This is a genomic window from Rhodococcus sp. 27YEA15 (assembly GCF_049739425.1).
Taxonomy (GTDB): Bacteria; Actinomycetota; Actinomycetes; order Mycobacteriales; family Mycobacteriaceae; genus Rhodococcus_F.
On sequence record NZ_JBMHHW010000001.1, the window covers coordinates 3,677,632 to 3,696,022 of the forward strand.

General features: G+C 65.3%; 18 protein-coding genes. 1 reads left to right on the forward strand and 17 read right to left on the reverse strand.

All coding sequences use genetic code 11. The features are described from left to right. Positions 1 to 10 precede the first annotated feature (10 nt). Genes ABH922_RS17100 through ABH922_RS17125 form a run of 6 tightly spaced genes read right to left on the reverse strand, consistent with a single transcriptional unit; the run spans position 11 to position 8,517 of the window. The gene (locus ABH922_RS17100) at positions 11 to 1,183 is read right to left on the reverse strand and encodes an acyl-CoA dehydrogenase family protein (protein ID WP_424808038.1); all 1,173 of its coding nucleotides are present in this window, start codon (positions 1,181 to 1,183) and stop codon (positions 11 to 13) included. Continuing rightward, the gene (locus ABH922_RS17105; RefSeq protein WP_424808039.1) at positions 1,176 to 2,447 is read right to left on the reverse strand and encodes an ABC transporter substrate-binding protein; all 1,272 of its coding nucleotides are present in this window, start codon (positions 2,445 to 2,447) and stop codon (positions 1,176 to 1,178) included. The genes ABH922_RS17100 and ABH922_RS17105 overlap by 8 nt, the downstream gene beginning before the upstream one ends. 40 nt (positions 2,448 to 2,487) lie before the next feature. Then, on the reverse strand, positions 2,488 to 3,198 hold the full coding sequence (locus tag ABH922_RS17110) for an ABC transporter ATP-binding protein (protein ID WP_424808040.1): 711 nt from the start codon (positions 3,196 to 3,198) through the stop codon (positions 2,488 to 2,490). Beyond that, positions 3,195 to 5,930, reverse strand: a complete 2,736-nt coding sequence (locus ABH922_RS17115; RefSeq protein WP_424808041.1) for an ABC transporter permease subunit — start codon at positions 5,928 to 5,930, stop codon at positions 3,195 to 3,197. The genes ABH922_RS17110 and ABH922_RS17115 overlap by 4 nt, the downstream gene beginning before the upstream one ends. Next, positions 5,927 to 7,162, reverse strand: a complete 1,236-nt coding sequence (locus ABH922_RS17120) for an acyl-CoA dehydrogenase family protein (protein ID WP_424808042.1) — start codon at positions 7,160 to 7,162, stop codon at positions 5,927 to 5,929. The genes ABH922_RS17115 and ABH922_RS17120 overlap by 4 nt, the downstream gene beginning before the upstream one ends. Next, positions 7,159 to 8,517 (reverse strand): LLM class flavin-dependent oxidoreductase, encoded by a 1,359-nt coding sequence (locus tag ABH922_RS17125; RefSeq protein ID WP_424808043.1) that lies wholly within the window; start codon positions 8,515 to 8,517, stop codon positions 7,159 to 7,161. The genes ABH922_RS17120 and ABH922_RS17125 overlap by 4 nt, the downstream gene beginning before the upstream one ends. Before the next feature lie 617 nt (positions 8,518 to 9,134). On the opposite strand from ABH922_RS17125, the gene ABH922_RS17130 reads away from it, so the two are divergent. Then, complete coding sequence (locus ABH922_RS17130) at positions 9,135 to 10,058, forward strand: LysR family transcriptional regulator (protein ID WP_424808044.1); 924 nt, start codon at positions 9,135 to 9,137, stop codon at positions 10,056 to 10,058. Between the two features lie 21 nt (positions 10,059 to 10,079). On the opposite strand, the gene ABH922_RS17135 is transcribed toward ABH922_RS17130, so the two are convergent. The 11 genes from ABH922_RS17135 to ABH922_RS17185 form a co-directional block, all read right to left on the reverse strand. Continuing rightward, entirely contained in the window at positions 10,080 to 10,361 is a 282-nt protein-coding gene (locus ABH922_RS17135) for a metal-sensitive transcriptional regulator (protein ID WP_003942012.1), read from the reverse strand. Positions 10,362 to 10,393: 32 nt separating this feature from the next. Beyond that, positions 10,394 to 10,666, reverse strand: a complete 273-nt coding sequence (locus tag ABH922_RS17140; protein WP_424808045.1) for a hypothetical protein — start codon at positions 10,664 to 10,666, stop codon at positions 10,394 to 10,396. Next, the gene (locus ABH922_RS17145; protein ID WP_424808046.1) at positions 10,659 to 11,165 is read right to left on the reverse strand and encodes a hypothetical protein; all 507 of its coding nucleotides are present in this window, start codon (positions 11,163 to 11,165) and stop codon (positions 10,659 to 10,661) included. The genes ABH922_RS17140 and ABH922_RS17145 overlap by 8 nt, the downstream gene beginning before the upstream one ends. Further along, on the reverse strand, positions 11,152 to 11,583 hold the full coding sequence (locus ABH922_RS17150) for a hypothetical protein (protein WP_424808047.1): 432 nt from the start codon (positions 11,581 to 11,583) through the stop codon (positions 11,152 to 11,154). The genes ABH922_RS17145 and ABH922_RS17150 overlap by 14 nt, the downstream gene beginning before the upstream one ends. A 22-nt stretch (positions 11,584 to 11,605) precedes the next feature. Then, positions 11,606 to 11,764 carry a hypothetical protein gene (locus ABH922_RS17155; RefSeq protein ID WP_424808048.1) on the reverse strand — a complete coding sequence of 53 codons (159 nt, stop codon included), beginning with the start codon at positions 11,762 to 11,764 and terminating at the stop codon, positions 11,606 to 11,608. 36 nt (positions 11,765 to 11,800) lie between these two features. After that, complete coding sequence (locus ABH922_RS17160; protein ID WP_424808049.1) at positions 11,801 to 12,439, reverse strand: hypothetical protein; 639 nt, start codon at positions 12,437 to 12,439, stop codon at positions 11,801 to 11,803. A 64-nt stretch (positions 12,440 to 12,503) separates the two neighbouring features. Then, entirely contained in the window at positions 12,504 to 13,478 is a 975-nt protein-coding gene (hemB, locus tag ABH922_RS17165; RefSeq protein WP_424808050.1) for a porphobilinogen synthase, read from the reverse strand. A gap of 77 nt (positions 13,479 to 13,555) precedes the next feature. Then, the gene (locus ABH922_RS17170; RefSeq protein ID WP_424808051.1) at positions 13,556 to 15,118 is read right to left on the reverse strand and encodes a uroporphyrinogen-III synthase; all 1,563 of its coding nucleotides are present in this window, start codon (positions 15,116 to 15,118) and stop codon (positions 13,556 to 13,558) included. Between the two features lie 60 nt (positions 15,119 to 15,178). Beyond that, positions 15,179 to 16,135: a hydroxymethylbilane synthase gene (gene hemC, locus ABH922_RS17175; RefSeq protein WP_424808052.1), complete on the reverse strand. Its 957-nt coding sequence runs from the start codon at positions 16,133 to 16,135 to the stop codon at positions 15,179 to 15,181. Continuing rightward, positions 16,132 to 17,493, reverse strand: coding sequence for a glutamyl-tRNA reductase (locus ABH922_RS17180; RefSeq protein ID WP_424808053.1), 1,362 nt, complete (start codon positions 17,491 to 17,493; stop codon positions 16,132 to 16,134). Before ABH922_RS17180 ends, hemC begins: the two co-directional genes overlap by 4 nt. Continuing rightward, on the reverse strand, positions 17,490 to 18,380 hold the full coding sequence (locus ABH922_RS17185; RefSeq protein ID WP_424808054.1) for a redox-sensing transcriptional repressor Rex: 891 nt from the start codon (positions 18,378 to 18,380) through the stop codon (positions 17,490 to 17,492). The genes ABH922_RS17180 and ABH922_RS17185 overlap by 4 nt, the downstream gene beginning before the upstream one ends. Positions 18,381 to 18,391: the final 11 nt, after the last annotated feature.

Sequence of the window (18,391 nt, forward strand, 5' to 3'; positions counted from 1 at the left end):
GAAAGTCCTTTCAGATCAGAGTCGACGGAAGGTTCTCGACCCCGAGGAGGGCCTTGCCGTGTACTTCGACGGCCGTCTCGTAGAGGAAGAAGGCGTGCCGGCTAACGACACCGGCATCGCGCCACCACCGTTGGATCGGACTGGTCACTGCAAAACTGGAAGTCCCGTGTGCGGAGGCCAGTGCTGCGACCGCGTCACGGCTCGAGCGCACAGCCGACGCCGTCACGGCCCGGATGCGCGTGCGTTCGACGACACCGAGCTCGCGGCCGGCCTCGGCCGCTGCCGTCACCTCGCGCGCGAGCCCGTCGATGACGAGCGTGGCGGCGTCGATCGTCGCCGCCGCGTCGCCGACCCCGATCTGCACGGTCGGCGAGTCCACCTGAGAGGTGTAGACGCTGTAGGCGACTCCCCGGTCCGGGGCCTTGTCGATCACGTGATCGAGAGCTGCTGCGGCGATACCCAGTTGAGGCGCCGCGATGGTGATCGATCCGACCGCGATGACCGGTGCACGGTAGATGGTTCCCACGGGCGCCTGCCCTCCCGCCATGACTTCTTCGACGGGCAGAACGCGGTGGTCGGGAACGAAGACGTTCTCGGCCACGACGGTGGCACTGCCGGAGCCGGCCATACCGGTGACGAACCAGGTGTCGTCGACGGTGGTCTCGGTGGTCGGCAGAATTCCGAACGAGACCCCGGTTGCCGTCCCGCTCTCGTCGAGTACCTCGAACGCGACGACGGCCCAGTGTGCATGCCAGATTCCCGATGCCCACGGCCAGCGGCCGGTGACGATCCAGCCGCCGTCCGCTCGGGTTGCAGTTCCGGTGGGGGTGAAGACACCGCTGGCGCGCACCGCCGGCCCGTTGCCGAAGATCTCGTTCTGGGCTTCGTCGGAGAAGCGCGAGAGCAGCCAGGTGGTGACCACTGACAGGCTGAGCGTCCATGCGGTGGAACCGCAGCCGCGAGCCAGGGTCGCACTGACGTCGACCCACGTGTTCAGCGAGGCTTCGAGTCCGCCGAACTTCGCCGGAACGGCGAGTCCGTAGAGGCCCGCTTCTTCGATGGCCGCGACGTTCTCGTCGGCTACGCGGCGATCTGCTTCGGTCCGTTCCGCATTCGCGGCAAGGAGCGGGATCAACGAGTGCGCCCGCGCGACGAGCTCGTCACGGGTTGGTGTTTCAGCCACCGGAGGCCTCCTTGATCTGTTCTGGTGTCCACTGCGAGACGGGTGTCCCCTCGTACCAGCTGACCGGGGTCTTGTCGTCGAGCACGGTTTTGCCGCCCCGGGCGTGGCCGGGGTAGGACCACAGGTTGAAATGGCGTGGCATGCCGGGGACGGGTCCCGGCGTGGTGAAGTCCATGACGTGCTGGACGCCGGAATCGAATGCCGTCAGCGCGTTGAGGTGGTCGCGGAAGGACGCTGCGGTCACGTCACCGGAAATCTTGCGGGCTTCCTGCGCGAACGACCAGGTGTTGATCCAGTTTCCGGTGACGGAGCCGTCGGTCGGGTTGTCGATCTTGCCGCCCGGCGCGTACTTCTTCAGCTGGTCCTCGTATTCCTTCCATACCGGAACATCGTCGCTGACAGCCTTTTCCAGGGCGAGGGAGTTCGGGAAGGTGGCCTGCGACAGCGCTTCCAAGGCCTCGTTCGACATCGCGTTGTCGAAGGCCACCAACGGCTGTGTGATCCCGAGTTGCGTGGCCTGCGAGATCGCCGGGCCGATGGTTGCGGACGTCGCCAGAATGGTCCATACGTCGGCGCCCGAGTCCTTGACCTTCTGCAGGTACGGGGTGTAATCGGCAACCGGCGGCGCGACGATCAACTCGACGTTGTCGACTCCGGCCTTCTTGAATCCGTCGACGGCCTGCTGGTTGAAGGCGTCGGCGCCCTGCATCCCGATGACGGCACCGGATTTGGCGTCGAATCGCTTGGCTCCCAGGTAGGTTGCGTTTCCGGCCCCGACGGCGCTGGTGTCGATGATGAAGGACTCCGGGTTCGCCACATCGGACGGGTCGTCGCCCATCGGTCCCCAGCTGACGACTCCGGCATTCTGGCCCACCTGGGCGATACCGCCGGAACTGTTGCCGCCCAGGAACGCAACTACCTTGTTCTTCTCCACCATGTCCCGCGCACACGCAAGGCCGTTGGAGGCACTGCCCTTGGTGTCGCAGGTGATGACGTTGAGCGGGCGCCCGTTGATGCCGCCGGTCGCGTTGACCTCGTCGACCGCCATTTTCACGACGAGTGTCTGGCTGGGATCGGCAAAGGCAGTGCCGGACAGGGTGTCGATGAATCCGACGTTGACGGGATCGCCCGTCAGATTCGAGTCTGCTGCGTTTCCGGTCGCGGTGGTCGCCGCACTGTCGTCGCTGCATGCAGCCAGGCTGAATGCGAGCGCTGCGGCCGTGACGACCCCCGCCACTCGCACAGTCTTGAGTGATCGAGCCATGATGTTCCTGTTCTTGTACGTAGAGGTTGAGAGTGAAAGCTCACTCGGTATCGGAGCGTCGACCGAGGTAGACGCGTTCGATGTCCGGTCCCTTGTCGAGCAGTTCGGCGCGGGTGACCGACAACCGGACCCGACCTTCGCCGAGGACGATCGCATGGGTGGCAAGACGTTCGGCGACGTGGAGGTGCTGTTCGACGGCGACGACGGCCAGCCCTCGCGCGGCGGTCTGGGCGGTGACGACGTCGATGACCCGTGCGGCCATGGCCGGTGACAGTCCGAACGTGAGCTCGTCGAGCAGCACTACCTTCTGCTCACGCAGCAGTGCGCGTGCGACGGCGAGCAGTTGTTGTTCACCGCCACTGAGCAGTCCGGCTTTCACCTTCAGGCGCGGTGCAAGCTCCGGGAAGAGTTCGAGGACCGAATCCGATCGGACGCCGGCCAGTTCCAGGTTTTCCGCGACGGTCAACGATGTGAACAGACTTCGGCCCTTGACCACCAGCGAAATCGCCGCACGGGCCCGGCGGTATGCCGGTCCGGTCAACGGTCGGCCGTCGACGGTGACAACTCCGACCGTTCCCCGGACGAAGCCGGCGATCGCCATGAGTGTCGTGGACTTGCCTGCGCCGTTTCGCCCGAGCAGAGCCACGATCTCCCCCCGTCCGACGGAGAAGTCGACGTCCGAGATCACGGTCCGTCGTCCGTAGCCGGCGGTGAGACCGCGGACGTCGAGCAGAGCGGTGGAATCGGTCATGACAGCGCCGCCGTGTCGTCGGTGGTGTCGAGTTCACCGAGGTAGGCCCGGCGCACGGTTGCCGATTGCAGGACGGACTCGGGTTCGCCGAGCGCGATGACACGGCCGCCGTCCAGAACGACGACCTCGTCGCACGTGTCGAGGATGACGTCGATGTTGTGTTCGATCAGAACTATCGCGATCCCCAACTCATCTGCCGCTCTTCGGATTATCCGGCTGATGTCCTCTCGCGCCCCGGAGCTCAGGGCTGCAGCCGGTTCGTCGAGACAGAGCACCGTCGGTCTGCTTGCGAATGCTCTGGCCAGCACCACGCGGGCATGCCAGCCCAACGAGAGCGATTCCACCGTTTCGTCGAGGTACGGGGTGAGCCCGCACAGCTCGGCTGCGGCGAGCACGTCAGGTGACGTGGTCTTCGCCTGGAACGAGATCGGGGCGCTCAACCAGGCCAGGCTGTCGTTGCTCTCGGCCGCGACGAGAAGGTTCTCGCGGACACTGAGGTCCTCGAACAGCAGATGGTCCTGGAAGGTTCGGACCAGTCCGCGCTCGGCGCGCCGATGGGCGGCCAGCGTGGTGACGTCGTCGTCGCGGAAGTGAACGGACCCCGATGTCGTCGCGATGAAGCCGGTGAGGGCGTCGATCAGGCTGCTCTTGCCTGCGCCGTTCGGTCCCAACACGCCCAGCACCTTGCCTGCCTCGACGTCGAACGAGACGGCGGACACGGCCGCGATTCCGCCGTAGTTCACCGAGACGCCGCGAAGCGAGAGCGCCACCTCGCCGCGACCGACCGGAGCGGTGGGCGCCAGCACGTCACTGATGTCCACCGAAGTTGAAATCGGCAATGCCGCAGCAGGTTCCGCCTTCCGGCCATACCGAGCCAGCACTGCTTGCCGGGCGCGCAGGAACTGGCCGGTGATGCCGTTCGGTTCGACAACCAGGGTGATCATCAGGTTCAGGCCGAACAGGAGCGCTATCCAGTGGTACGAGCTGGGTCCGAAGTCGAGAATGCGTACCAACACCCCACCGGAGGCGATGACACCGGTCAGCACCCCGCCCATCACGTAGCCCGCACCGCACAGTACGGCGGTGGCCACGAGAGCGAGTGAATCGTAGAACCCGTATCCGGCGCCGAAACCACCGACCGCGCCGCCCACCGATCCGGCTTGCAGGGCGAGGAGAACACCGGCGAGTCCGGCCAGCACGGCCGAGTAGGCGAAGGCGACGATCTTGGTGGCGTCCACCGAAATCCCGGATGCGGCAGCGGCCCGCTCGTCGGCGCGGACCGCGAGGAGGCGGCGACCGGCCCGGCTACGGCGCAGATTGGCGATTCCCAGAGCCGCCAGCACCACGAAGATCCAGGCCATGAACGCGAATCGGTGCGGATACACCCCGTTGTCGAGGGAGAATCCGAACAGTGTCGTGCTCGAGATCGTCAATCCGGACGGCTGGTTCAAGAACGTCTCGGACGTGAAGATCCACGCCTGGACGACGGCCGCCAGCGCGAGTGTTCCGATGGTCAGACCGATCCCGCGTACGCGGATCGTCAACGAGCCCAACACCAGGCCTGCGACGAGCACCACCAGCACGGGGGTCACGATGGTCGCCCAGAGCGGCAGTTCCCATCGCCCGGCCCAGCCGGTGAGAATTGCCGCCACCCCGGCGAGAGCCATCGGCGCCAAACTGACCTGGCCGGTGTACCCGACCAACACCACCACGGACAGACCGACCAGTGCGAAGATCGCGGTGGTACTGAGAGTGTCGGCCCACGACCCGGTGGACACGGCGATCACCACGGCGAGAACCACAAGAGTGACCGCGAGAACCACGGGGCGGATTCTTCCGGTACCGACCTTGAACAGCTCCAACGCCTCGGTGGTGCCTCGGCCGGGAAGCCGGCCGCGAGCGATGAAGAGTGCAACGATGGCAAACAGTGCCGGAACAGCCGCGCTGACACCGGCATCGACACCGAATCCGGTTGCCACCGACTGGACGACGCCGATCAGGACGGCCACCGTCGTCGCGATCCAAAAGCTCGTGAAGCGCGCCAGCAGCGCCGCACCGAGCGCCGGTACCACCAACACACCCAGAATGGTCGGTGACAGCCCGGTGACGGGCGAGACGAAGATGATCGCCAGGGCGCCGAGGCCACCGCCCACGGTCCACGTCAGAGCGCCGGTGGGGTGCGGCGAGTAGCCGAGCGCCCTGGCACCGACGGGGCTGTCCGCCAGCGCGGACGTCACCCGTCCGAACCGGCTCCATCGGAAGAACGCCGACAGCACGATCGTCAAAGCCAGTGCGAGACCGACCAGTAGCAGTCCCACGTACTGGACGTGCACGCCGAACAGCGTGGTCCCCCCCGATACCAGGAACGGGGCGACCAGCTTCGTCTTGGTCCCCCACCCGATCACGGTGATCGACTGGACGGCGAGAAACAGGCCGAGGGTGACCAGGGTGCGCGTGGCCACCGGTGCCTCCGCGAGCTTGCGCCCGACCAGCGCGTAGAAGAGCAAACCGATGGCGGCACCGGTCGCGACACCGCCGAGGATGGACACGGGCAGTGGGAGTCCGTGCTGGTGCAGCATCGCCCAGAACACGTACGCGCCGAGAGTGCCCACTGCACCCTGGGCGAAGTTCACGATTCTCGTGCCGCGGTACACGGTCACGATTCCGAGGCTCACCAACGCGTACGCGCCACCGGAGCTGAGCCCCAGGAACGCGTACTGAAGTAGCGTCATTGCTGATCCGTTCGCGGTGCACCGACCACCCACGCGTAGGTGGGGGCCTGGTCGTTGAGCACCGTGTCCCCGACGCTGCGCACCTTGTACATCGTGGGGTTGTGCACGCAGATGGTTCGCGCGTTCCGCCAGTGCCGGTCCAGGGCGCGGTCCTGATCCACCGACGAGCTTCCACCGACATCGAACAGCAGGGTCGCCGCCTTGAGCACCGAGTCTCCTACCGTGCCCTGGGCAAGGGAGACCGCCGTCTCGGCAGCGTCGAAATCTGCTCGGACAGGGGTGTTTCCAGCCTTGTGGATCGAGTTGATCCGCTCGAGCCCGGCGGCAGCGCTCCGAACGGTGGCGTCCACCGCGAAGGACAGTGCCGCCAGTTGCCCGACGACATGTTGGACGAGGGGATCCTCGCGTGCGGTGTTGCCGCTTCCGTTACTGAACACCCGGCGGCGGCCGCGCACGTACTCGGCAGCGTCCCGCGCCACGGCGCGGCCGATTCCGGCCAGCGATGCAAGCAGAACCAGTTGGTAGAACGCGATGATGTAGCTGGGGGTCTCGTCCGAATACCAGAACACGTCCGCGGGATCCACCGATACGTCCGCGAGGACGGTCGTTCCCGAGCCGGTCATTCGCTGCCCGAACCCGGCCCAGTTGTCCGTCTGCGTGACGCCGGCGTCGTTCGCGGCCACTACCGCGAACCCGAGCCGGTCACCGCGCCGCGCGAACACGAAAACCGCGTCGGCGAAGAGACTTCCGGTGCTGTAGTGCTTGGTGCCGTTCAGTGACCACCGCTCGGCGTCGTCGGGCCCGTCCAGTGTGGTCTGTACCGTTCCGAGTGCGCCGTCACCGATCTCGGTGGTGGCGTTACCGATGATCGCGCCGTCGGCGACCGCACTCAGCCAGCGGTCCCGCTGAGTCGAATCGGGCTCGTAGAGACGTTCTTCGACAAATCCGAAGTGTGCTCGCAGGATTTGCGGCAGGTTGGAGTCCGCTGCACCCAGTTCGATCAGCAGATCGAACAGCTGCGACACCGATGCACCTGCGCCACCGTCGGAGACGGGCAGTCGCACCGCACCGAAACCGGCGGCCCCTAACCACTTCACCTGTTCGAACGGAAGTTCACGCCCACGTTCGCGTTCGACCGCGCCCGTCGCTATCCGATCGAAAACCGGCCGAAACCGTTGGAGCAGTTCTTCGTACGTGACGACGTCGACGTCGGGTTTGCCGATGCGGCTCATGACTTCTCGCCGAAAGCGCCGCGATACTGCGCTGCCGGGTGCCGTTCGTTGACGTAGTCGCTGCCGAACAGCTTCTGCCGGAGCGTTCCCGGCGCGTACTCGGTCTGCGCCAGACCGCGCTCACGGAGAACCGGCATGACGTGATCGATGAACTCGGTGTAGGAGTCGGGGATACGCCAGTTGAAGATATTGAAGCCGTCGACGCCGGCGCGCTGCCACACCTCGAGCTGATCGGCGATCTGTTCGGGGGTGCCGACGATACGTCGCCCGGAGAGCAGCGCAGCCACGTCGGCCACCACCGGCTCGTGGTCGGTGATGCTCTGCCGTAGCCAGGTCAGCAGGCCCTTGCTCGCGTTGGTTTCGACGTCGGCGAGCGGGGTGTCCGGCGGGTAGGAGGTTCCGTCCTCCTTCGCCGCGTAGTTCATGTGCGCGAGATACCCGTCGATGCTGAGGTATTCCTCGAGCTCCTGCTCTTTCCGCTTGGCCTCTTCTTCGGTGCTGCCGACGACAAACGCGATCCCCTGATAGAACTTGACGTCCTCGGCTCGCCGACCGGCCGCGACGGCAAGGCGACGGGTTTCCCGGATGTTGTCCGCCGCGATCTCCGGAGTGGGCGCGATGATGAAGACACCTTCGGCGTGCGTGGCGGCAAACTCTCGACCGGTGTCGGAAGCGCCGGCCTGAAAGAGCAGTGGCGTGCGCTGGGGGGACGGCGACGGCAGGTGCGGTCCGTCCACCCGGTACCGCTCGCCGCGATGGTAGATCTTGTGGACCTTCGACGGATCGGAGTAGATACCGCGCTCACGGTCCTTGAGGAGTGCGCCCTCGTCCCAGGACCCTTCCCAGAGTTTGTAGGTGACGTCGACGTATTCCTGCGCCCACCGGTAGCGCTCGTCGTGTTCCGGGAGGTGCTCCAGGTCGAAGTTGCGGGCACCGTTCTCGAGCGTGCCGGTCACGATGTTCCAGGCGACTCGACCCTTGGAAATATGGTCCAGGGTAGAAATCTGGCGGGCAAAATGGAAAGGGTGCTGCTGCAAGACGTTACTGGTGAACGCCAGCCCCAGGTGTTCGGTGTTGACCGCGAGCGCGGACAGCAGAACGGCAGGGTCGTGATTGGGGATTTGAAGACCCTCACGGACATTGACGTCGTACGGCCCGTCGCCGGCTCCGTAGAGTCCGACGATATCGGCGAAGAAGATCGCGTCGAACAGCCCTTCTTCGAGCTTCCTGGCAAGATCGACCCACACGTCCACGTTCTCGAAATCAACCTGCCGAGCATCCGGATGCCGCCACTGCCCGTGGTGAATATGCGAGTTGGTATTCATGACGAAAGCATTGAAGCGCAATGGAGGCATGCTGCTGTTCCTTGTTCGTGCTCGCCCGAGTGGGCAGAGTGGTGGACCGGATATCGGCGTGGATCGGCGGAGATCCGAGTGGGTTGCAGAAGGCTGTTCCGTCGCCTCGACAGGTCCTGCTGTCGGACTACGACAGTGGTCGGACTACGACAGTGGTCGTCAGCTCCGGTGGTCGATCACGGGGTGTTCATCGGCAACTTTCTGGCATCGCGGCCGTGACGGGCCACCTCGACTGAAGAAAATCGAACACCCGCCTCGACACCAGGCACGCGTTCACACGGCAGATCCGGATCGACCATGCGAGAAAAAGACTAGAAGCGAACCGCAAAGACGTGAATACGGTGATTTCCGAGTACCCGTTCGCGTTTACCGATCACATCGTCCGCTGAAACCCCGGATGCTGCGGCGAAGCCGCTCGACCCACCGGGGTCGGAATTGAAATCACGATGAGTACAACCCTGCCCGGAATGTAGTTGAAATACCGATGATTAAAAATCTGGGCAACGGGCGCCCTATCCGACATGCTGTCAGCAACTGTCGAGTGTCAAGCTCACACGATCTGCGGGATACCGTTCGCAGTACCGGTCACCCGACAGATCAGTAGCGAAGAAGGCACGATGAGAACCGAACAGTTGGAGTACGTCACCGCCGTCACCCGGCACGGTTCGTTGCGGCGCGCGGCAGAGCATCTGCACATGTCTCAAGCTGCATTGAGCGAGGCCATCAGCAAACTCGAACGCGAGCTCGGAGTGAGCCTGCTCGACCGGCGGCGCTCCGGGGCACGAATCAGCGAAGCGGGCCGAAATCTCCTGCAGCACATGATCGACGTCATCGAAGCGTCGGATCGCCTGCAGGCTGCGGCAGGCGATCGCCTGGCCTCGGCTCGCAACGTTCGGGTCGGCACCGTCAACGCAGGTACTGCACTGCTGCTGTTACCGGCGATCCACGCGCTGAGGAAGACGCATCCGGGCGCGTCGGTGGAAGTTCGCACACTCCAACAGGACGAGATCCACCTGGGACTGACCGAGGGGACACTGGATCTGGGTCTGGTCAATCTACTCAGCGGCGACGACGTGCCACCGGACCTGGCAGGCCTCGAGCTCCTGCACGGCACTCCGGTGGCCGTACTTCCGAGCGAACACCCGCTGGCGGCGAAGGATCAGGTCAGCGCCGACGATCTCCGGTCCGAACGCTTCATCGGAATGCGATCGGGCTATGTCATGCACAGGTTCGCGCACCGACTCTTCGGATCGAATCTCCCCCGGGACTGGTATACGACCGACGGCGCGGAGATGGGCAAGATGATGGTCGCCGAGGGCCTCGGCCTGACCGTCCTACCCGACTACAGCGTGGTGGGCGATCCGATGAATCGGGCCGGACTCATCACGTACCGCCCGATCTCCGGGGACCGCACGGATATTCGGCTGTCACTGCAACAGCGGCGCAACAGCCGTCTGTCCGAATCCGTTCAAGCACTCTCGATGCATCTTCGGGACGCCGCCGGTAACTGCACCACCCTGCGTCCGGCCTCGGGCAGATGACTCTGCCACGGTGCGGATCGATCAGGATCGAACCAGGCGGGCGATCGCGGCCTGCGCTTCCTTGATCTTGACATCCGCTTCGGGGCCGCCCTGCTTCGCCGCCTCCACGACGCAACCGGCGAGGTGCGCGTCGAGCAGTTTCAAGGACACCGATTGCAACGCACTCGTTGCAGCCGACACCTGGGTGAGGACGTCGATGCAGTATCGGTCGTCGGCCACCATGCGCGAAATCCCGGCCACCTGGCCTTCGATGCGGCGTAGACGTTTGAGCAGGTCGTCCTGCTCGGGGCTGTAGCTACTCATACCGTCCAGCATACCCCCTACCCGTATCCGGATCAGGAGGATTCACGATTCGAGCCACTCAACCGACGAATGACGTCCACGGCGATCAAACACGCGATCAGGGCCGACACCGCCGCACCCGATATCCACAGACCGTTGTAGAGCGTGCCTTCGAACGCAGGCGCCCCCTCGAACAACGGCTCGAACTCCGACTTCTGTACACCGGCGCGCCAACACACGACCGCCAGCAGCGACGCTGCGATCAGCCCGAGGACACCCACCCATTCGGCGGCGCCCGGCCGAGAGAATCTGAACCGCTCACTCATCTGTGACCTCGTTCACATCGGCGTTCCCTTCGACCGCGGCGACCAGCGCAGCTCGCAGCGCTTTGTCGTCTTTCGCCCAGGCCTGCACCACCCCACCGGTACTCAATCTCAGACCGATACCGCGGCGGCGACGCGGAATTGTGGACAATTCGCCGAGCGCCCGCGCAGTTTCCCACGGCTCGAGTTCGTCGTCGTATGCGTCGTCGTCGGGCTCGGGGTAGATCTCCACGATCTCGGCCAGCGGCACCTCTTCGGTTCCCTGCCACAAGGTGGCGGCAGTGAGGCGAACACTGGCATGTCTGCGGGCAGCGATCACCTGCACGTAGATCAGGCCACTGAGTACCGCTGCGAACAACGGCAGCGTGATCCAGTGGACAACCGGACCGGTCAACAGTTCGACGATCAACGCGATCGAACAGAAAATCGGCCCGAACAACACTGCTCGTAGCCGCGCTCCAGGCTCGTGGTAGAGAACCTCGATCGGATCATCGGCGGGCAAACCAGCTCCGCGTGCTCGGCCGGTAGATCGCGACGCCGGCACTGATCAGCATCACCGGAACGACGAGTGCGAGAAGCGTACTGATGCCTGCCACCACCAGCGCGATCTGGAGCACGGCGAAGACGCCGGAAAAGACGACCACGATTCGACGACACAGTCGATGTCCGGCACGGGTGGGAACAGCCAGTCCACCGGTGACGAGACCGGTCAACAGAAGCACCACGCCCGAGATCCTGACGAACTCCACGTACGTCTCGACGTCGGCAGTCTCGACACCCTGCTCGGCAAACTGTTCCCGCAACGAGTACGAGGCACTGGTGATGTTGATCAGCCCGAACAGAATGAGCAGGAACGCACTGGCGAGCCACAGCCAGAAAGCGGTGTCCACGGCCACCGGGTGTCGGGTTTTCGACGCCATGATCATGGTCGCCGGGTTCGGGCTAACCGCTGACGATGCCCGGGATCATGACCAACAACAACGTCACCAACACCGAGATGCCGAGCACGAAGTAGACCACCACCTCCGTACGGGAACCCCGCTGGCGAAGTGGTACATCGTGCGTACCCTCCGACGGTAGCGCCTTCTGAGTACTCGTCACTTTGGTTCCTCTCCCCGACAACTTCAGTGATCTGCTTCACAGTACTCCTGAGCTGGGACCCGGGCCTGCCGGGGGAAAGCGGAGGAAGTACGGGTTCGAATCTCTGCGGTGCATCATCACTATGGCGCCCACTGCTGCCACGGCCTGCAAGATCTGGGCGCCGCCGAGCAGGAGCATCGCACCGCCGCCGTCTCCCAGTCCCGTGAACACCGGAATCGCACTGACCACCATGAACACCCCGCCGAAGGTCAGGAGCATCCTGGCCCAGTTCTTGCCCCGACTCATCGAGCGGACGAACAACAAGAACACCGCTGTCACGACGACGATCATCACGACGCACACCCCGATCACCAGGGGGAACATTGCGTCGACCTCGGATCGAGTGAGCCCGGCTTCCGCGGCGGCAGGGTTCTTCATCATCTCGTCGACGAACATCGACTTGCGCCCGAGTATCACCGCGATCATCGCACCGCCCTGCAACACCCCGAGAATCGCCACCGCCCACCACAGCTGGACCGCTGTCACGACATCGATCGGGGGCTCCGGTTCGGCCGGACGCCCTCCCGGATAACCCGGGTACCCCTGCACGGGGTTGGTCGGCATCGGACCCAACTCCTGAAACGGTTGATTCTCGTACGGCGGTTCCCTGCGGGGCGGCGGCCACTGCTCGGTCATGAGCCAAGAGTATCGGTCGGCGGGTGCACCGTCGTGACGGTCCGAGCCGTCCTACACCCGGCGCTCACAACCAACCCGCAACTTCGGCAGCCCAGTAAGTGAGAACGACGTCGGCACCGGCACGCCTGATGCCGACGAGCGATTCGAGGATCGCCGCATCCCGGTCGATCCAGCCGTTCCGAGCAGCGGCGGTGATCATCGAGTACTCCCCCGAGATCTGGTATGCGGCCACCGGAACCGGCGAGCGGTCTGCGGTCTCGCGAAGGATGTCGAGGTAGGACATGGCGGGTTTGACCATCACCATGTCTGCGCCTTCGGCGATGTCGAGATCCACTTCCCGCATCGCCTCACGACGATTGGCGCCGTCCTGCTGGTAAGTCTTTCGGTCCCCGTGCAGCGACGAGCCGACCGCCTCCCGGAACGGCCCGTAGAACGCGGAGGCGTATTTCGCCGAGTACGCCAACTGGCCGACATCGGTGTAGCCGGCCGCGTCGAGCGCGCCACGGATGGCCGCCACCTGGCCGTCCATCATGCCGCTGGGGCCGAGAAGGTGGGCTCCAGCCTGCGCTTGCGACACCGCCATCTCGACGTAGCGGCTCAGTGTCGCGTCGTTGTCGACGGATCCGTCCGGCGAGAGCACTCCGCAATGACCGTGATCGGTGAACTCGTCCAAGCAGGTATCGGCCATGATGACCGTCGAATCACCCAGTTCGGCTGCCAGCGTGCGCAATCCGATGTTCAGAATCCCGTCGGGATCGGAACCGCCGGTACCCTGGGAATCCTTGTCCTCGGATTTCGGGACACCGAAGAGCATCAGTCCGCCGACCCCCGCCTCGACGGCAGCGGCGGCCGCTCCCTTCAGCGACTCGACGGTGTGCTGGAAAACACCTGGCATGGAACTGATTTCACGCGGGGTGTCGATGCCGTCGGCAACGAACATCGGCAGCACCAGGTGCCGAGGCTCGAGCGAGGTCTCGGCTACCAGTCGCCGTAGCGCAGGGGTGCGTCGTAGGCGACGCGGCCGATCGGTGGGAAACACGACAGGGGACCCTCCTTCGTCGGGACCCTGTGTGCCTTTTCGATGGTCGAGGCCACTGAAAAGGCACACAGGGCACGCTAGCGCCTTCTGGACTTCTTACGCGGGGGCGGCAACGCACCCTCGGCCCGCAGGCGAGCTGCGTGCTCGGCGAGCGCCTCCACCAGTGGTCCCACCTGCGAGGTTTCCGGGCGCACGTCCACGCGGAGACCGAATTCGATGGCCGTCTCGGCGGTCTTGGGTCCGATGCACGCAACCAATGTGCGGGCGTGCGGCTTCCCGGCGATACCGACCAGGTTACGGACCGTCGACGACGAGGTGAAGCAGACGGCGTCGAATCCGCCGGTCTTGATCATCTCGCGGGTCTCGGCCGGCGGCGGCGCTGCCCGGACGGTCCGGTAGGCGGTGACGTCGTCGATCTCCCAGCCGCGTTCACGCAACCCTTCGGCCAAAGTCTCGGTGGCAATGTCCGCGCGCGGCAACAGAACTCGGTTTACCGGGTCGAAAACGTCGTCGTAGGGCGCAAATTCGGCGAGCAGGCCCTGACTGGACTGCTCACCCTTGGGCACCAATTCGGGGTTGATACCGAAGGAACGGACCTTGGCGGCCGTCGCTTCGCCGATGCAGGCGATCTTCACACCGGAGAACGCCCGGGCATCGAGACCGAACTCCTCGAACTTCTCCCACACGGCGCGAACGGCATTGGTGGAGGTGAACACGACCCACTGGTACCGGCCGTCGACGAGACCCTTGACCGAACGCTCCATCTGAGCGGGGCTGCGCGGCGGCTCCACGGCGATGGTGGGCACCTCGATCGGGATGGCTCCGTGGGTGACCAGGCGGTCACTCATCTCGCCTGCCTGATCCTTGGTGCGCGGCACGAGGACGGTCCAGCCGTACAGTGCGCGCGATTCCCACCAGGACATCTTGTTGCGTTGGGCGACTACCTTGCCGACGGTGACGATCAGTGAACCGACCAGTTCCGAGCCTGCCTCGTTGAGTGTGGCCAACGTGGCCTCGACGGTGCGCTGCTGACGTGTGGTACCGCGAACGGTGATGGCGGCCGGTGTCTGCGGCGCGAGGCCGTTCTCCACCAGGGCGCTGGCGGTTTCGGCGAGGTGTCCGGAGGTGGCGTGCAGGACCAGCGGTCCGGGTGCTGCGGCCAGTGCGGCCCAGTCGACCTCACCACGGACGTCGGCTTCGGTGTGGCCGGAGCCCAGTGCCATGCCGGCGTAGCTCGGCACGGCGGAGCCGGACGGCAGGCCGGGCAGAACCTCGAACTGGACCTGGGTGCGGGCCACCGCGGTGACCTCGGCGATCACGGAATCGGTGGTCAGCGGGTCACCGGAGACGAGGCGAACCACGTCGTGGCCGTTCTTGGCCTCGTGTACCAATGCCTTTGCCACCTCGGCGGGCTCACCGAGTGCCGGGCGGACGTCGGCGATCAGTTCGCCGGTGGTCTCGTCGCGGCCGAGGTCGATTCCCACCAGGGCGACGACACCCTTGTCCACGTCAGGGTCGGTGAATGCCATGGTTGCGCCGGTGAGGACGTCGCGTGCGCGGACAGTGAGCAGGGCGGGGTCGCCCGGTCCCGATCCCACGAACAGGATCCGTCCGGGAGTGTTCTTTCGGACTCGGGTCATCGGTGATTCTCCAGTGCGCTGTATCGAAATGGGAATGTGGTGCAAGTGCGAAGTGGGGCGTCAAACATCGGCTGCCTCGGCTGTGGTGGCATTCATCAACTCTCGGGCGCCGAGTTCGAGTAACTCGCGCGCTACCGCTCGGCCGAGCTCGTCGGCCTTGTCCGGCGCTCCGACGGCGCCGGTACGGATGACGTCCGAACCGTCTTCCGCGGCTGCGCAGCCGCGGATCGACAGTTCGTCGAAAATTCTGCCGTCTTCGTCGATCGACTCCACGACCTCGGCGAGTGCTCCGACCGGTGCGGTGCACCCGGCCTCCAACTCGGCAAGCAGGGCCCGCTCGGCTGTGACGGAAGCGCGTGTCGCGGCGTCGTCGAGCTCGGCGAGGATCGCGATCAATTCCGGCTTGTCGGAACGGCATTCGACAGCCAACGCGCCTTGGGCCGGCGCCGGCAACATCTGAACCGGCTCGAGGCTCTCGGTGATCAGATCCAGCAGACCGATCCGGGAGAGTCCGGCGCGCGCGAGGATGACGGCGTCGAGTTCGCCGGATTCGACTGTGGCGAGACGACGCTGGAGGTTGCCTCGCAACGGAACGATCTCGAGCCCGAGGCCGAGCGCCTTCAGCTGCGAAACACGCCGTGGCGCAGAGGTTCCCACCTTCGAACCGGCGGGAAGCTCACCGAGGACCAGTCCGTCGCGGGCAACCAGTGCGTCGCGTGGATCTTCGCGTGGCGGTATCGCAGCGATGACCAGCCGCGTGTCCTGAGCCGTGGGCAGGTCCTTGAACGAGTGGACGGCAACGTCGACTCGATTGTCCACCAACGCCTCTCGAAGTTCGGCGGTAAAAACTCCGACGCCGATCTTCTGTACCGGATCCATCGACTGATCACCCTTGGTCTTGATGATCACCAACTCCGCGGGGTGTCCGGCCGCAATGAGAGCGTCTCGAACTGTGCCTGCCTGGGTAGTTGCCAGGAGACTTCCGCGGGTGCCGATCCGCAGTGGTGTGGCGCTCATGCCTGGTGATCCCTTCCGGCGTGATCGCCGTCCACGAAGTCGGTGGGTGTTGCGACGGCGGCCGGCGCTCCGGGGCTGAGTTCGAAGAGTTCACGAAGTGCCGCCGCGTACGAGTCGCCGCCGGGCGCCGAGGCCAGTTGTTTGACGCGGACGGTGGGGGCGTGCAGAAGTTTGTCCACGACGCGTCGTACGGTTCGTGCCACTTCGTCACGCTGCGGGTCGTCGAGCCCGGGTAGACGTGAGTCGAGCCGGTTCAGTTCGGCTTCGACGACGTCGGCTGCCCGCTGGCGCAGGGCGGTGACGGTGGGGGTGACTTCGGCGAGGCGTTGGCCGGCGAGGTAGGTCGCCAATTCTCCGGCGACGATGCCACGGGCGGCGTCGGCATCGGATGCGGCAGCGCCCGCAGCCGGATCACGTTGAAGGGTCTCCATGTCGAGCACGGTGACGCCGGGGAGTCCGGCGACGGCGGCATCGATGTCACGCGGCAGGCCCAGGTCGCAGATGACCAGGTGCCTGGAGTTGTCGCGGTCGGGGTCGGCCAGTGCGCGGTGGGTGTCGGCGAGAGTGACGACTGCCCCGACCGCGCCGGTACAGGTGACCATGACGTCGGCCTGGGCCATTGCCACCGACAATTGTTCGAAGTCGACACCTTCGGCGTCGATACCGTTGCTCCGGGCCGTTTCGGCGAGATGGTCCGCGCGCTCCCGGGTGCGGTTCACCACGATGATGCGGGCGATGCCTGCGCGGGTGAGGTGGGCGACGGACAGTCCGCCCATGGATCCGGCGCCGACGACGACGGCGGTGCGTCCGGCCAGACCACCGTCCCCGATGATCCCGGCGGCACGCTCGAGGGCGACGGAGACGACGGAGGCACCGGCGGAATCGATGCCGGTTTCGGAGTGCACACGCTTACCCACCCGCAGTGCCTGCTGCGCGAGCTCGTGCACGACGCGGCCTGCTGCCTGCTGGGTGTCGGCGGCGGCGTAGGCGGATCGGATCTGGCCGAGGATCTGCTGCTCCCCGATCACCATGGAGTCGAGGCCACTGGCGACCGCGAACAGATGCTCGACAGCGGCTTCGCTGTAGCGCACGTAGGCGTGCGCGTGCAGTGCGGTCAGATCGAGGCCCGAGTGGTCCGCGAGGATCTCACCGACCTCGGTGAGCGCGCCGTGGAAGGCATCGACCACCGCATAGATTTCGATGCGGTTGCAGGTGGAGACGATCATCGCTTCGGATATGTGCGAGGACGCCAGCAATTTGTCGGTCAGCTTGGGACGATCGGTGTCTGTAACAGCCACTCGCTCGAGTACCGGCACGGGTGCGGTTCGATGCGAGACCCCGACAAGCAGAATACTCACGGCGCGATCACTGATCCGTTTCTTGTCGAACCGGCTCCGACCGGAGCTGGTGAACTTGTGGTGGCCACCGACGTGCCGGTGGCGTGCGCGACACGCACTCGGGGTGCGCTGGAGGCCTGGTCCGCGTTGCGAGCACTGTTGAACGAGAGAACCTGCATCTCGACGGCAAGGTCGACGCGACGTAGTTCCACCTCGTCCGGCACGTCGAGCGCGATGGGCGAGAAGCTCATGATGCACCGCAGGCCTGCCCGCACGAACTGGTCGCAGACGTCCTGGGCCGCCTCGTCAGGGGTGGAGATGATCCCGATGGTCGCGTGCAGTTCGCGGCACGCGAATTCGAGCTCGGCGGCGCTGCGCACGGTGAGATCTCCGACGGAGGTGCCGATACGGCGGGGGTCTCGATCGAAGAGTCCGACCATCTCGAATCCACGGCGGCTGAATCCGCCGTATCCGACGAGAGCCTTGCCGAGATTTCCGACGCCGACGAGAACGACCTTGTGCCCACGGTCGAGCCCGAGCGCTCGCTCGATCCGGATCCGCAGTTTGGTGACGTCGTATCCGACTCCCCGCACCCCGTTCGGTCCGAGGAAGGAAAGGTCCTTGCGGAGTTTGGCCGATCCGACACCGGAAGCCTGGGCGAGTTCCTCACTCGAGACGATGGAGGTACCCCGATCGGACATCACTCCGAGGACCCGCAGATACGCGGCCAGCCGGGTCACCGTAGCCTGGGGGATGACGCGATCTTGAGTGGTCGCCGGATCTGCCGCTACCAGGGTCGCCGGCGAGTCGGTGACGGAGTCGGCCGCAACGCCGGTGACGCGCGGAGCCACTGGCTCATGCGTCTGGTGCGGTTCGGTCACGTCGCTGGCTCCTCGTCCGGTCGACACACCTGTCGGCC